Raw genomic sequence first — 14,221 nt, 5'->3', positions numbered from 1 at the left:
ATGAACGGACATCCGACAGTCCAAGATTGGCGAAATTCGAGAACGGTAAATGCCCGGCAGCCGAAACCCACACGGTGGCCGCCCGATTGATTGCGAAACCCACATCGGCGCCACTAGGCTTTCCGCTGAGCAGGACCTTTTTCGGTAGTCGGACGCACAGGCGGCAGGTCATGGACGAGGTTTCCTCGCTGACGGTGCGGCTACTGGGCGGTCCCCCGGCCCGGTCCGACGCCGGCGAGATCGCCCTCGGGCCCGCTCAGCGGCAAGCGGTCTTCGCCACACTCGCCCTGCACGCCGGTCAGTTCGTCTCCCGCCGGGAGATCATCGACGCCGTCTGGGGTGAGCGGCCCCCGGACAGCGCCACCGGCATCGTGTACACCCACATCTCCGCGTTGCGCCGCGCGTTGGAGCCGGTGGGCGGACCGCTCGTCGCCACCCGGGCCGGCTACCGCCTCGACCTGCCGAGGCAGCAGGTCGACGTCCATGTCTTCGAAGCCGAGCTGGAACGCGCCCGCGCACATCGGCTCACCGGCGCGCGTCAGCGGGAGCTGGAATCGCTGCGCTCCGCGCTCGGGCAGTGGCGGGGGTCAGCGCTGGACGGGATCCCCGGCCCGTTCGCCGAGACCCAGCGCACCCGGCTGGACGAACTGCGCATGAGCGCGCTCGAACGCCAGGCCGAGGTCGCGCTGCACCTTGGCGGCTACCGCGAACTAGTGGGCGAGCTCACGGTGCTGGTCGAGCGCCATCCGCTGCGCGAAGGCCTGCACCGCATGCTGGTCACCGCGTTGTTCCGGGCGGGCAGGCAGGCCGAGGCGCTGGCCGCGTTCGACCGCGCCCGCGAGACGATCGTCGAGCAGTCCGGACTCGAACCGGGCCCGGAGCTGCTGTCCCTGCGGCAGCGAGTCCTGGACGACGATCCGTCGCTGCACCACCGCGACGAACGGCACCGGCCGACGACGACGCTGCCCGGACGGCCGTCCATCTTCGTCGGCCGCCAGTTCGAACTCGCCCGGCTGCGACGGCACCTGTCCGCCCTGCTGACCGAAGGCCGCGGCGGGACGATCTGGCTGGACGGCGAGGCGGGCAGCGGCAAGAGCACGCTCCTGTCGGAGGCCCTCGCCTCGGCGGCCAGCCGCACGCGCTGGGTCACGGCCGACGAACTGACCAGCGCGGTCCCGCTGAACCTCATCGCCGACAGCCTCGGCGGTGAGGCACTCGACGATCTCGGCAAAACGGTCACCGAACTGTGCGAAGACGGGCCGCGAGTGCTCGTCTTCGAAGATCTGCACTGGGCCGACGAGGAAAGCCTGCTCGCCTGGCAGCGGCTGCACCGGCTCACCGCGCGGTTGCCGCTGCTGCTGATCGGCTCGGCGCGCCCGCTCCCCCGGCGCCACCCGCTCGACGTCCTCCGCTCCCGCCTCGACGGTGAGATCGTCTCGCTGCCGCCGTTCGACGCCCGGGCCGTCGCCGCGCTCGCCGAAGAGACACTGGCCAGGGATCCCGGCCGGGACTTCCTCGGCTTCGCCGCCGAGTACACCGCCGGGAACGTCGGCTACCTGTGCGAACTGTTCGCCGAGTTCGCGGACGGCCGGGAGACGACCACCGCGCCGCACAGCCGGATCGCCTCCATGGTGGAAGCCCAGCTCGCCACGCTTTCCTCGGCGTGCAAGCGAACGTTGCATTCGGCCGCGTTGCTCGGCTCGTCGTTCACGATCACCGATCTTGCCGACGTCACCGGTCGCGAACCGACGTCGCTCAGCGAAGCGGTCGAAGAGGCGCTCGCCGCGTGTGTGCTGGAATCCGAGGGAGAACGCCTGCGGTTCCGTGTTCCGCTGGTGGCCTCGGTCTTCGCCGCGAACACCCCGCCCGCCATCCGCGCCGTACTGCACCAGGAGATCGCCGCGACCATGGCGGCTTCCGGCGCGCCCGAGGACCGCGTCGCCGAGCAACTGCTCCAGTCCGGTGACGAACTGACAGCACCCTGGATCCCGCGATGGGTGCTCGACAACGTTCGCGCGCTGCCCAACGGTCCCGCCGTCGAACTGCTCCATCTGCTTTCGCGCCAACGGAATCTCACCGAGGAACAGCATCAGGACCTGGCAGGCGAACTCGCCGCGCTGCTGCTGCCCGAAACGGACGCCGCACCCGCCCAGCCCTGGTGCACACCGCTGCACGCGCTCGCCCGGGTGCGCGACCGAACCGCGCCGAGGACGTCCTAAACTGCGGGGACACAGTAGTGATCCGGCCACTTTCGGTGCATGACGAGAAATGGAGCCGGCGTGACGAACGGGCTGCGCGTCGAGCTGCTCGGGCCGCCTCGTGCCTGGCTCGACGAGGTCGAACTGAAGCTCGGGCCCGCCCGTCAGCGCGCGGTCTTCGCCACCCTGGCCGCCCGCCGCGGACAGGCGATCTCGCTCGGCGAGCTGATCTCGGACGTCTGGGGCTACTCGGCGCCCGCCAGCGCCACCGGCAGTGTTCACACCTACGTCTCCGGTCTGCGCGGGGCGATCCGCAAGGCCGGTGGCGACGCGCACGAGGTGCTGCGTTCGTCCGGGTCGAATTACGTGCTGCGGCTCGACCGGGAGTCGCTCGACGTCCACCGGTTCGAACAGGACGCCGCCGCGGCGAGGAGGCTGCTCGCCCACGCCGACCGGCGTGGCGCGGCCGCGCGGCTCACCACGGCGCTCGGGCTCTGGCGCGGCGAGGCCTATTCCGGCGTACCGGGTCCGTTCGCCGAAGCGGAACGCGTCCGGCTCACCGAACTCCAGCTGACCAGCACCGAACTGCGCGCCACGGCGCTGCTCGGCCTCGGTGACCACCGTGAACTGGTGGCCGAGCTGACCGCGCTGGTGCGGCGACATCCGTTGCGCGAGTCGCTGCACGAGACGCTCATGCGTGCCCTGCACGCCAGCGGACGCCAGATCGAGGCTCTCGCCGCCTACCGCGAGGCCAGGCGAATACTCCGGGACGAGCTCGGCGTGGAACCCGGAGCCCCGCTGCGTGACCTGCACCAGCGCATCCTGAGCGGCACTGAAAAGCCTGTCACCGACTCGAAATCACCCCCGGTGCGGGTCGTGCCGCCGCCGGTGGCCAAGGCGATCGAACGCGGCGGCCAGAGCCACCTGCCCGGCCGGACCCGGCAGGTCGAACGGCTGGACGGGTTCGTCACCGACGTGCTCGCCGGCCGCGGGCGTCCCGTCTGGCTCGAAGGCGAACCGGGCATCGGCAAATCGGAGCTGTTGATCGCCGGGCTGTCGGGTGCCGCGGCCCGCGGTTGCCAGCTCGCCTGGACCGCGGCGGACGAACTCCAGCAACGGTTCCCGCTGCAGGTGATCATGGAATGCCTCGGCGTGCACCACGGCGCGGCGGATCCGGCCAAGGACAAGCTGGCCGGTGAGCTGCACGCCGAGCCCGCGCACGGGAACTGGGGCCCCGCCGACCCGATCCTGTCCACTGTGGACAAGCTGCTGGCACTGGTCGACGACACCTGCGCGGCCGGCCCGCTGGTGCTGGTGATCGACGACCTCCACTGGGCGGACGAGGCCAGTGTGCTGCTGTGGCAGCGGCTGGCCGCCGCCAGCCGCCAGCTGCCGTTGCTGCTGGTCGCCGCCACGCGCACCGGGCACGGCCGCCCGGACCTGGCCCGGCTGCGTCGCGGGGTCGAGGCGAGGGACGGCGAGATCATGCCGGTCGAGGTGCTGACCGACGACGAGATCGCCGCCGTGTTCGAGGTGGTACTCGGGGCGAAGCTGGGGCCGAGCCTGCGCCCACTGGTCCGGCGCGCGGCCGGGAACCCGCTCTACGCCAGGGAAATCGCGCACGACCTGATGCGCACCGGCGCTCTGCTGATCAAGGCGGGCGTGGCCGAGGTGACGCTGGACGGCACCGAGAACGCGCCCCGGTCGCTGCTCGCGGCGGTGGCCCGCACGCTGGAATGCCTCGACCCGGCCACGACCGAGATCCTGCGCACCGCCTCGCTGCTGGGTGCGGAATTCGCCGTCGAGGACCTCGCCACACTGGCGGGCAGGAGCCCGCTGGAGGTCCTGCGGGAGCTGGAACCGGCCACCACCGCGGGCGTGATCGAGTACGCCGGCGACAAACTCGCCTTCCACCATCCGTTCCAGCGGCAGGCGCTCTACGGCGGCATCGCCGAACCGGTCCGCGCCGCACTGCACCGGCGCGCCGCCGAGTCGCTCGCGCGGGCGGGCGCGCCGATCAAACGGGTCGCCGAGCAGCTGGCGGCCGGGCCGGTGCCGTTCGACCCGTGGCTGGCGGGCTGGCTCACCGCCAACCACGTCGCGGTGTCCAACCGCGCCCCGCATATCGCGGCCGATCTCCTCCGCGGCGCGCTCGACGGCGGGGTGCCCACCCGCGAACAGCGGGGGACGCTGATCGCCGCGCTGGTGCGGGTGCTGTTCCGCCTCGAACAGGCACCGGAGGCCGAAGCCGAGCAGGCGGTGAAGACGGTCGAAGACAAGGCGGATCTGGCGCAGATGCGGCATTTCCTCGCCGCGCTGCGCTACCGCCGGGGCGACACGCCCGGCGCGATCGAGGCACTCGCCGACACCGCGGACGACCCGTCGATACCGGAACTGTGGCGCACCAGCACCCGAACCCTGCTCGCCAACTTCCGGCGCGGCACCCTCGACGATCTCGACGAGACCGAACGGATCGCCCGGGGCCTGCACGCCGAAGCCGTCGAAGCGGGCGAACGCTATCCCGCCGCGCACGCGCAGCAGACGCTGTGGCTCGTGCATTCGATCCGCCGCGAGCACGACCGGGCGCTGACCGCGATCGACTCCGCGCTCGAGACCACCGGTGATCAGGCCGAGCTGGCGACCCTGCGTTTCGACCTGCTCGACAACCGCCTCTTCACCCTGCAGAACCTCGACCGGCTCGACGAGGCCGACGCCACGCTGCACGCCGGGTACGAGACGGCGGCCCGGCACGGACTGCCGACCGGCCCGCAGGTCTCGGCGGCCGTGCACTATTACTGGACCGGCCGCTGGGACGAGGCACTGGCCGAACTGGACTCGGTCACCGAAGACGGCCCGGCGATCACCTTCTACGGGGTGCGCGAGCCGGGCGCCGCCGCGCTGTTGCTGCACGGGGTCGCCGCCCTCATCGCGGGCCACCGGGGCGAACGCGTCTCGGTCCGCGCCCATCTGGAAGCCGCCGAGGCGCATTCGCCGTCGAACTCGTCCGAGCGGGAGAGCTGCGACTTCTACCTCGCGGCCCAGGCGATGGCCGCCGAACAGCGCGGCGGACTCGACGACGCGCTGACGTTGATCGCACCGGTGCTGCGTCCCGACTACGCCAGGATGATGCTGCGCCACCAATGGCTCCCCGACGTCGTCCGCGTCGCGCTCGCGGCCGGGAACGACGCCGTCGCGCGGGAAGCGCTCGCCGTCTGCGCCGAGGAGGCGAGCCAGGAGACCGTGCCCGCCAGGGCGACCGCGGCCGTCGCCCGATGCCGGGCGCTGATCGACGGCGATCCCGAAGGCATGCTGGCCGCGGCCGATCATTACCGCGAGGCCGGCCGGCCGATCGAGCTCGCCGCCGCGCTGGAGGACGCCGCCGAACTGCTCGGCCGCGCCGGTTACCTCGAGGCGGCCACCCGCTCGCTCACCGAGGCGTGCGAGGTGCTCGGGCCGGTCGGCGCCGCCTGGAGCATCCGCCGGGCGGAAAACCGGCTGCGCCGCTACGGGGTGCTGAGCCGCGCCGAGCGCGGACCCCGGCACAGCGGCGCGCTGTCGCCGCTGGAACTGCGGGTCGCGCGGCTGGTGGCGGCGAAACTGTCCAATCCCGAGATCGCCGCGGAGCTGAGCCTGCCGAGGAGGACGGTGCAGTCGCTGGTGTCCAGGGTGCTGACCAAACTGCACGCGGATTCCCGGCTGACCGTCGGCGATCAGCTGCCCAGACGGCTCGCGTGAAGGCGATAACACAGACGGCTCGCGTGAAGGCCATCATCACCGTACGACCGAGGAGAACCATGATCCGCGTGCTGGCCGGCTTGACGGCCTTCGTGCTGCTGCTCACCGGCTGTTCGGGCGAGCCGGAATCCGGCGCCCCGATCAAGCTCACCGTCGCCACCTTCGGCGAATTCGGGTACGAGAAACTCTTCGACGACTACGAGAAGGCGCATCCGGGCATCACCGTCGAGGACCGGGTGGCCGACTTCGAGACGCACCACCGGCAACTCGCCACCGGCCTCGGCGCCGGACGCGGCAGCGCGGACGTCGTCGCGATCGAGGAACAGTACCTTCCCAAGTTCCGTCAATCCACGGACAAGTTCACCGATCTGTCCGAATTCGGCGCGCAGGGCCTCCGGGCGAATTGGCCTGCCTGGAAATGGGACCAGGGCACCGCGGACGGCGGAAAGTTGGTGATGGGCCTCGGCACCGACATGGGCAGCCTCGCCCTCTGCTACCGCCGCGACCTGTTCGCGAACGCCGGCCTGCCGACCGACCGCGATCAGGTGGCCGCGCTGTGGCCGAGCTGGGAGAAGTTCGCCGAAACCGGGGAGCGGTTCAGCGCCAAGGCGCCGGACGACGTCAAATTCGCCGACTCGGCGGGCACGATCTACACGGCGATGCTCAACCAGGCGGAGGAGAACTACTTCGCCAAGGACGACACCTTCGTCGCGGACAGGAACCCCAACGTGCGCAAGGCTTTCGAGCTGGCAGGTGGGATGGCGATGAAGAAGGAGACGGCGGCGGTCACCACGTTCACGCAGCCGTGGACGGTGGCGATCAAGCAGAGCCGGTTCGCCGCCATCACCTGTCCCGCGTGGATGCTCACCCAGATCGAAGAGGCGGGCGGACCGGAATTGGCGGGCAAATGGGACGTCACCTCGGTTCCCGGCAAGGCGGGCAACTGGGGCGGTTCGTTCCTGACCGTCCCGAAGCAGGGCGCGCACCGCAAGGAGGCCTACGACCTTGCCGTCTGGCTCACCGCGCCCGAACAGCAGAAACGGATCTTCCTGGAAAGCGGCCTGCTGCCGAGCGCGCTCGGCGCCTACCAGGACAGCGCCGTGCTCTCCCACACCAGCAAGTACTTCGGGGACGCGCCGATCGGCAAGATCTTCGCCGCCTCCGCCGAAGCGCTGCGACCGAACTACCGCGGGCTGCGTGACGGCGAGGTGCGGCCCGTGTACGGGCACGCGCTCGGCCGCGTCGAAGAGGGAAGGCAATCGCTCGACGAGGCCTGGAACCAGGCTTCGACGGAGGGCCGCGCCGCGGCCGCCAAATGAGCGAGGGCGGCGTGACACGCGGGTTTCCGGCCGGGTTCCGCTGGGGCACGGCGACGGCGGCGTACCAGATCGAGGGTTCGACGACGGCCGACGGCCGCGGACCGTCCATTTGGGACACTTTCACCGCACGGCCCGGCCGGGTGCTCGACGGCGCCACCGGCGAACCGGCCTGCGACCACTACCGGCGCTATCGCGAGGACATCGGCCTGCTGACCGAACTCGGCGTGCCCTACTACCGCTTCTCCGTCGCGTGGTCGCGGGTCATGCCGGACGGCCGCACGAGCGAACCCCGCGGCCTCGCCTTCTACGATCGCCTTGTCGACACGGTGCTGGAGCACGGCATCAACCCGATGGTGACGCTCTATCACTGGGATCTGCCCGAGGCGCTGCAAGCGGAAGGCGGCTGGCCCAACCGCGATCTCGCGGAGCGGTTCGCCGACTACACGCTGACCGTCCACAAAGCACTCGGCGACCGCGTCCGGCAATGGACCACGATCAACGAGCCGTTCTGCGCCGCCTTCATCGGCTACGGCAACGGCGACCACGCGCCGGGACTCCGAGACGAGGGCGCGGCGCTGGTCGCCGGGCACAACCTCCTGCTCGCGCACGGCCGGGCCGCGCAGGCGTTGCGCGCCGGTGGCGGCGAGCAGGAAGTGTCCATCGTGCTCAACTTCGCCCCGGTGCTGACCGATGTGGACGACGCCGCGCACCGCGAGGCCGCGCGCCGATTCGACTTCCTGCACAACAGGTTCTTCCTCGATCCCCTGCTCGGCCGCGGCTATCCGCCCGAACTGCTGGCGGATCTGGCGCATCTCGGCACGCTGGAACCGGCGATCGCCGACGGCGACCTCGAGGTCATCGCGCAACCGCTGGACGTCCTGGGCGTCAACTACTACGCGCCCGCCCGCGCCGTGCCGCTCGACGACCCCGAAGGCGACAGCAACTGCCCGCTGCCCGGCCTGCGGGGGATGGACGTCCAGCGACCGCGCGGCGAGCTGACCTCGCTCGGCTGGGAGCAGCGGCCGTCGTCGTTCACCGATCTGCTGCTGTGGCTGCGCGAACACTGTCCCGGTCTGCCGCTCGTGATCGCCGAGAACGGCGCCGCGTTCGAGGACGAGGTCGTCGACGGGCGCGTGCACGACGGGAAACGCGTGCGGTACTTCGCCGAGCACCTCGCCGCCGTGCACGACGCGATCGAACAGGGCGCCGACGTCCGCGGTTACATGGCCTGGTCGCTGCTGGACAATTTCGAGTGGGCCATGGGGTACACACAGCGGTTCGGCCTCGTGCACGTCGATTTCGAAACGCAGGAACGGGTGCTTAAGGACAGCGCCCGCTTCTACGCGGACGTGGTGGCGCGCAACGGGCTCTAGTCGCTCTTACCGCTTGTCTCACGCCGTCCATCAAATCACGTGAGTCGTCCGTCCAATCACGCCCGGGGCGCGCCCCGCATCACGCCGTCGACCACTTTCCTGGCCAGCACGATGAACAGCACGATCACGGGCAGCACGCCGATCGTGGCAGCGGTGAGCATCAGCGAGTAGTCGGTGAAGTAACCGCTGGCCAGCCGCGACAGCGCCACCTGGACGGTCGGATGCGCGTTGGGGTCGAGCACGATCAACGGCCAGAAGAAGTCGTTCCACGCCGTCATGAACGTCAGCATCGCGAGCACCGCGGCCTGAGGACGGATGGCGGGCAGGGCGACATTCCAGAACAGCCGCACCGTCGAACAACCGTCGACGCGGCCGGCGTCGAGCAGTTCGCCGGGGATCGCCTCCTCGCACGCCTGCCGCATCCAGAACACGCTGAAGGCGCCGACCAGTCCCGGCACGATCACCGCCTCCAGCCGCCCGTACCAGCCGAGTTCGCCGACCACCAGGTAGAGCGGGATGACCCCGAGCTGGGCGGGCACCATCGCGGTGCCGATGACGACCAGGAAGAGCGAGTCGCGGCCGGGGAAACGCAGGCGTGCGAAGGCGAATCCGGCCATGCTGGAGAGCAGCACGTTCGACACGGTCACCGTGCCGGCGACGATCAGCGAGTTCTGCATCGCGAGCCAGAAATCGACGGTCCCGAAGACCTTGCCCACGTTCTCGACCAGGTTTCCGCCGGGCAGCAGCGGCGGAGTCGTCTCGCCGAGGGCGGAATTGTCCTTCGAGGACACCACGAACGACCAGTACAGCGGGAAGATCGACGCGACGGCGACGGCGAGCAGCAGCCCGTAGGCGACGAATCCGGTCCGTTCCCTGGCCGCCACGCCTCACTCACCGCCCCGCATCCGGCGCACGAGCGAAAAATTGACCAGCGCGAAGCCCGCCGAGAACAGGAAGAGCAGCCACGCGATGGCCGCCGCGTATCCGGCGTCGAACTCGCCGAACCCCTTCTCGTACAGGTACATGGCGAGCGTCTGGAACTGGCGGTCGGCGCCGCCGGTGCCGTTAATCCCGGTGTCGTCGAACAACTGCGGCTCGGCGAACAGCTGCAACCCGCCGATGGTCGAGACGACGACGGTGAAGGCGATGGTCGGGCGGATCGCGGGCACGGTGATCGACCAGAAGGTCCGCCAGCGCGAAGCGCCGTCGAGCATGGCGGCGTCGTAGCGTTCCTGCGGCACGGACTGCATGGCCGCGAGGTAGAGCAGCGCGTTGTAGCCGGTCCAGCGCCACATGACCATCACGCTGATCGCGACGTGCGCGGCGAATCGGTCCGTCCGCCAGTCCACCGGGTCGAGCCCCACCAGGCCCAGCACCCAGTTGACGACGCCGTAGTCCTCGGCGAAGAGCTGGCTGAACACCAGCGCCACCGCGACCACCGAGACGACGTTGGGCAACAGCACACTGGCCCGCCACAGGGTCCGCGCGCGCAACGGGCGGTCGAGGAGCGCGGCGAGCCCGAGAGCGGTTAGCAGTTGCGGAACGGTCGACAGGACGAAGATGCTGACCGTGTTGAAGAGCGCGTTGTAGAAATTCGGATCCTGGAGCAGGACGGCGAAGTTGCCGAGACCGGCGAACCCGGTGTCGCCATTGACCAAATGCCAGTGGTGCAGCGCCACCCAGGCGGTGTAGAGCAACGGGAAGAGACCGAACACGCCGAACAGGACGTAGAACGGCGCTGTCATCAGATATCCGGCGAGCCGCTCGCCCGTACGCTTCAAACGGTGAGCACCTTGACGCCTGCCCGGTGATCTCATCGCCAACCTGTGGAGCGACAACGGTCACCTCCTGCCCTGGCGGATGAGCGATCACCGCGACAATAGCGAGTACAGCTCGTGAGTGGTAAAGACGGTTCTATTGAGGAAAAGGCCCGGGCGAGATGACCTGGGTGACGCGGCACCGCACTCGCGTGCTCAGACACGAGTCTCGCGTGCTTGAAGACGGATCTCGCGTGATCAGCCGCCGAACACCCGAGTGCGGCATCCAGACACGCGAGTCACGTGTCTGATCACGCGAATTACGCCTTCGCTCTCCCCTCCGCCCCCGCCCACAACCACGACACGTTCGACCTTCTCCTCAATAACCGTCCTTACCACTCACGAGGCGCTGTCTCGTTTCGCTTGCAGGAAGGCCCGTTCCGTGTCGTTGGTGGCCAAGGCGATCGCCTTGTCGTAGGCGACGATCGCTTCCGAAGTCCGGCCGAGGCGGGCGAGCAGGTTCGCCCGGGTGGCGGGCAGATGGTGGTAGCCCGGCAGATCCAGCTCGGCGATCCCGTCCAGCGCCGCCGCCGGGCCGTGCACCTCGGCGACGGCGACCGCGCGGTTGAGCGCGACGACCGGCGTCGGGGTGAGCCGCCACAGCCGGTCGTAGAGCGCCAGCACCTGCGTCCAGTCGGTCGACGATCCGTCCGTGTGCACGGCGTTGATCGCGGCCTGCACCTGGTACGGGCCCGGCCGGTCGACGCGCAGGCAGCGCCGCACCAGTTCGTGCCCCTCGGCGATCAGTTCGCGGTTCCACAAGGACCGGTCCTGGTCCGCGAGCACCACCAGGTCACCGGAAGGTCCCACCCGCGCAGGCCGCCGGGCTTCGGTGAGCAGGAGCAACGCCAGCAGCCCGAGCACCTCCGGCTCGTCGGGCATCAGTTCGGCGAGCGCCCTCGCCAGGCGGATCGCCTCCAGGCAGAGGTCCGTCCGCAGCAGGTCTCCCGACGTGGACGTGTACCCCTCGTTGAAGACGAGATAGAGCACAGTGAGAACGGAAGCCAGCCGGTCCGGGAGTTCGTCGTCCCGCGGCACCCGGTACGGAACGCCCGCGTCACGGATCTTCTTCTTCGCGCGGACGATCCGCTGGGAGACGGTCGCTTCCGGGACGAGGTAGGCCCGCGCGATCTCCCCCACCTCCAGCCCGCCGAGCAACCGCAAGGTGAGCGCGGTCCGCGCGAGCGGCGAAAGCGCCGGATGACAGCAGGTGAAGATCATGCGGAGCTGGTCGTCACGCACCGGCCCCACCTCCGCCGGCTCGTCCGGCTGGTGCAGCAGCAGTGCCTGCGCGTGCCGGGCCTCGCGGGTGGATTCCCGGCGCAGGCGGTCGATCGCCCGGTTGCGGGCGGTGGTGACGATCCACCCACCCGGGTTGGGCGGCGGCTCGGCCCACTTCTCGACCGCGGTCGCGAACGCGTCCTGAACCGCCTCCTCGGCGAGCGAGATGTCGCCGAGGAGACGGGTCAGGGTGGCCACGCACGGGCCGTACTCCGCCCGGTAGATCCCGTCGAAATCCATCGACGTCAACGCGGCGGTTCGCCGAACGGCCGCACTTCGATCGGCTGCCCGCAGGCGAGCGCGCACTTCTCGGCCCAGACCAGCGCCTGATCGACGTCGTCGACCTGAATCACCCAGAACCCGCCGAGCTGTTCCTTCGTCTCGGCGAACGGCCCGTCGGTGATCGTGGTCGTGCCGCCTTCGGGACGGACGACCGTGGAAACGTCCGAGTGCTCCAGGCCGCCCACGAAGACCCACGCCCCGGCGGCCTTCATCTCGTCGGTGACCTCGCCCGTCCTGGTCATCATCGCCCGGACCTCGTCCTCGGGCGCGTCCCGTGTGCTCTCGTCGAGCTGGACGGCGAGCAGGTACTGCTTCATGACGGACCCCTTCGACGGCTCAGGAGATCATTCCACGGTGACGGACTTCGCGAGGTTCCGTGGCTTGTCGATGTCGTGGCCGAGGATCAGCGCGGCGTGATAAGCCAGCAGCTGCAACGGGATCGTGAGCAGGATCGGATCGAGTTCCGGCTCCGAACGCGGGACCACGAACCGCGGCACGTCGAGATCGCCGAAGTCCACGTCGTCGTGGGTGATCGCCAGTACCTGGCCCTTGCGTGCCTTGATCTGCTGCATCGCGGCCAGGTTGCGGTCGGCGAGGTCGTCGGACGGCACGATCGCGACCGTCGGCAGCTCTTCGTCGATCAGCGCGAGCGGGCCGTGCTTGAGCTCCGAGGTCTGATACGCCTCCGCGTGCCGGTACGAGATCTCCTTGAACTTCTGCGCGCCCTCCCGCGCCACCGGGAAGCCGCGGACCCGGCCGATGAAGAACAGGCTCCGCGCGTCCGCGCAGATCTTGGCGTGCTCGGCGATCTGGGACTCCGCCTCGACGATCTCCGCGACCTGCTTCGGCAACGCGCGCAGTGCCGCGACGATCCGCTGTCCGTCCGCGTTGGACAGATCGCGGACGCGGCCCAGCGCCAGCGCGATCATCGCGAAACCGACGGCCATGTTGGTGAGCGCCTTGGTCGAAGCGACGGCGATCTCCGGACCGGCGTGCAGGTACAGGCCGCCGTCGCAGGCCCGCGCGATCGTCGAGCCGACGACGTTCACGAGGCCGACCACCCGGCCGCCCTTGCGTTTGACCTCTTCGACGGCGAACGCGGTGTCCGCCGTCTCGCCGGACTGGCTGACCGCGATGTAGAGGGTGTCCGCCTCGATGATGGGGTTGCGGTAGCGGAACTCGGACGCGGCCTCCGCGTCGGCCGGGACCCTCGCCAGGTCCTCGATCATGGTCGCGCCGATCTGGCCCGCGTAGTACGCCGAGCCGCAGCCGAGGATCTTCACCCGCGCGAAACCACGCAGGTCACGGGGATTCAGGTTCAGGCCGTCCAAACGGGACACACCGAACCGGTCGTCGAGACGGCCCCGGATCATGCGCTCCAGGCATTCCGGCTGCTCCTGGATCTCCTTGTACATGTAATGCCGGTGCCCGCCGAGGTCGAGGTCGTCGGCCTGGATGTCGATCGCCGTGGCGGCCTTGCCGGTGTCGCTCTCGTCGACGGTGAAGGTGCGGTAGCCCGTGGCCGAGACGCTGGCGAACTCGCCGTCGTCGAGGTGCACCACCTGCGAGGTGTGCCGGACCAGCGCGGACAGGTCGCTGGCCACGAACATCTCCCGGTCGCCGACGCCGATGATCAGCGGCGAACCGTTCCGTGCGACCACGACGCGGTCGGGGTGTTCGGTGTCGGTCACGGCTATCGCGTAGGTACCGGTGACCCGCGAAACGGCCTCGACGACCGCTTCTTCAAGGGCCTTCGCACCCGACCTCGCGATGAGGTGGGCGAGCACCTCGGTGTCGGTCTCCGACGTCAGCGTCACCCCGGCCTGCGTGAGCTGCTCGCGCAGGGCGTCGGCGTTGTCGATGATCCCGTTGTGCACCACGGAGATCCGGCCGTTCTCGGAAACGTGCGGATGGGCGTTGGCCTCGGTCGCCGGACCGTGCGTCGCCCACCTCGTGTGCCCGATGCCGACCTTGCCCGCGAGCCGTTTGGGCAGGGCGGCCGTCAGATTCCGCACCCGGCCCACGATCCGGTGCACCTGGGCGCCTTTACCGCCCAGAACGGAGATCCCGGCCGAGTCGTAGCCGCGGTACTCCAGCCGCGTCAGCCCCTCGATCAGGATCGGGGCGGCGTTCTGGCCACCGATGTAGCCGACGATTCCGCACATGACGAGTCAACCTCACAGAGAAAACGGACAGGGCACGCGAAGACGGGCGTG

At 69.8% G+C, this 14,221-nt stretch carries 9 protein-coding genes; 4 read left to right on the top strand and 5 right to left on the bottom strand.

The genetic code is table 11. From position 1 onward, the window contains the following. Positions 1-170 precede the first annotated feature (170 nt). Genes ACZ6DT_RS13640 through ACZ6DT_RS13625 form a run of 4 tightly spaced genes read left to right on the top strand, consistent with a single transcriptional unit; the run spans position 171 to position 8,625 of the window. Complete coding sequence (locus ACZ6DT_RS13640) at positions 171-2,219, top strand: BTAD domain-containing putative transcriptional regulator (protein ID WP_465593492.1); 2,049 nt, start codon at positions 171-173, stop codon at positions 2,217-2,219. Between the two features lie 60 nt (positions 2,220-2,279). After that, entirely contained in the window at positions 2,280-5,933 is a 3,654-nt protein-coding gene (locus ACZ6DT_RS13635; RefSeq protein ID WP_465593983.1) for a BTAD domain-containing putative transcriptional regulator, read from the top strand. Positions 5,934-5,992: 59 nt separating this feature from the next. Then, positions 5,993-7,252: an ABC transporter substrate-binding protein gene (locus tag ACZ6DT_RS13630; protein ID WP_465593489.1), complete on the top strand. Its 1,260-nt coding sequence runs from the start codon at positions 5,993-5,995 to the stop codon at positions 7,250-7,252. 11 nt (positions 7,253-7,263) lie between these two features. After that, complete coding sequence (locus tag ACZ6DT_RS13625) at positions 7,264-8,625, top strand: GH1 family beta-glucosidase (RefSeq protein ID WP_465593486.1); 1,362 nt, start codon at positions 7,264-7,266, stop codon at positions 8,623-8,625. A gap of 56 nt (positions 8,626-8,681) precedes the next feature. Here the strand turns inward: ACZ6DT_RS13625 and ACZ6DT_RS13620 are convergent, their stop codons facing one another. The 5 genes from ACZ6DT_RS13620 to glmS form a co-directional block, all read right to left on the bottom strand. Next, the gene (locus tag ACZ6DT_RS13620; RefSeq protein ID WP_465593483.1) at positions 8,682-9,509 is read right to left on the bottom strand and encodes a carbohydrate ABC transporter permease; all 828 of its coding nucleotides are present in this window, start codon (positions 9,507-9,509) and stop codon (positions 8,682-8,684) included. 3 nt (positions 9,510-9,512) lie between these two features. Beyond that, complete coding sequence (locus ACZ6DT_RS13615; RefSeq protein WP_465593480.1) at positions 9,513-10,406, bottom strand: carbohydrate ABC transporter permease; 894 nt, start codon at positions 10,404-10,406, stop codon at positions 9,513-9,515. A gap of 375 nt (positions 10,407-10,781) precedes the next feature. Further along, a complete protein-coding gene (locus tag ACZ6DT_RS13610) occupies positions 10,782-11,963 on the bottom strand; it encodes an RNA polymerase sigma factor (protein WP_465593477.1) in 1,182 nt (393 codons plus the stop codon). Positions 11,964-11,968: 5 nt separating this feature from the next. Beyond that, positions 11,969-12,322, bottom strand: a complete 354-nt coding sequence (locus ACZ6DT_RS13605; protein ID WP_465593474.1) for a YciI family protein — start codon at positions 12,320-12,322, stop codon at positions 11,969-11,971. Between the two features lie 27 nt (positions 12,323-12,349). Beyond that, positions 12,350-14,170 (bottom strand): glutamine--fructose-6-phosphate transaminase (isomerizing), encoded by a 1,821-nt coding sequence (gene glmS, locus ACZ6DT_RS13600; RefSeq protein WP_465593473.1) that lies wholly within the window; start codon positions 14,168-14,170, stop codon positions 12,350-12,352. Positions 14,171-14,221: the final 51 nt, after the last annotated feature.

Source organism: Amycolatopsis sp. NPDC041971 (assembly GCF_055588925.1).
Note: the sequence above shows the minus strand (reverse complement) of the source record. Positions and strands in the feature narration are given on the sequence as shown.

Coding starts and splice junctions, on each gene's coding strand:
- ACZ6DT_RS13640 (WP_465593492.1), top strand. CDS start 171: ATGGACGAGGTTTCCTCGCTGACGGTGCGGCTACTGGGCGGTCCCCCG.
- ACZ6DT_RS13630 (WP_465593489.1), top strand. CDS start 5,993: ATGATCCGCGTGCTGGCCGGCTTGACGGCCTTCGTGCTGCTGCTCACC.
- ACZ6DT_RS13610 (WP_465593477.1), bottom strand. CDS start 11,963: ATGGATTTCGACGGGATCTACCGGGCGGAGTACGGCCCGTGCGTGGCC.
- ACZ6DT_RS13605 (WP_465593474.1), bottom strand. CDS start 12,322: ATGAAGCAGTACCTGCTCGCCGTCCAGCTCGACGAGAGCACACGGGAC.
- glmS (WP_465593473.1), bottom strand. CDS start 14,170: ATGTGCGGAATCGTCGGCTACATCGGTGGCCAGAACGCCGCCCCGATC.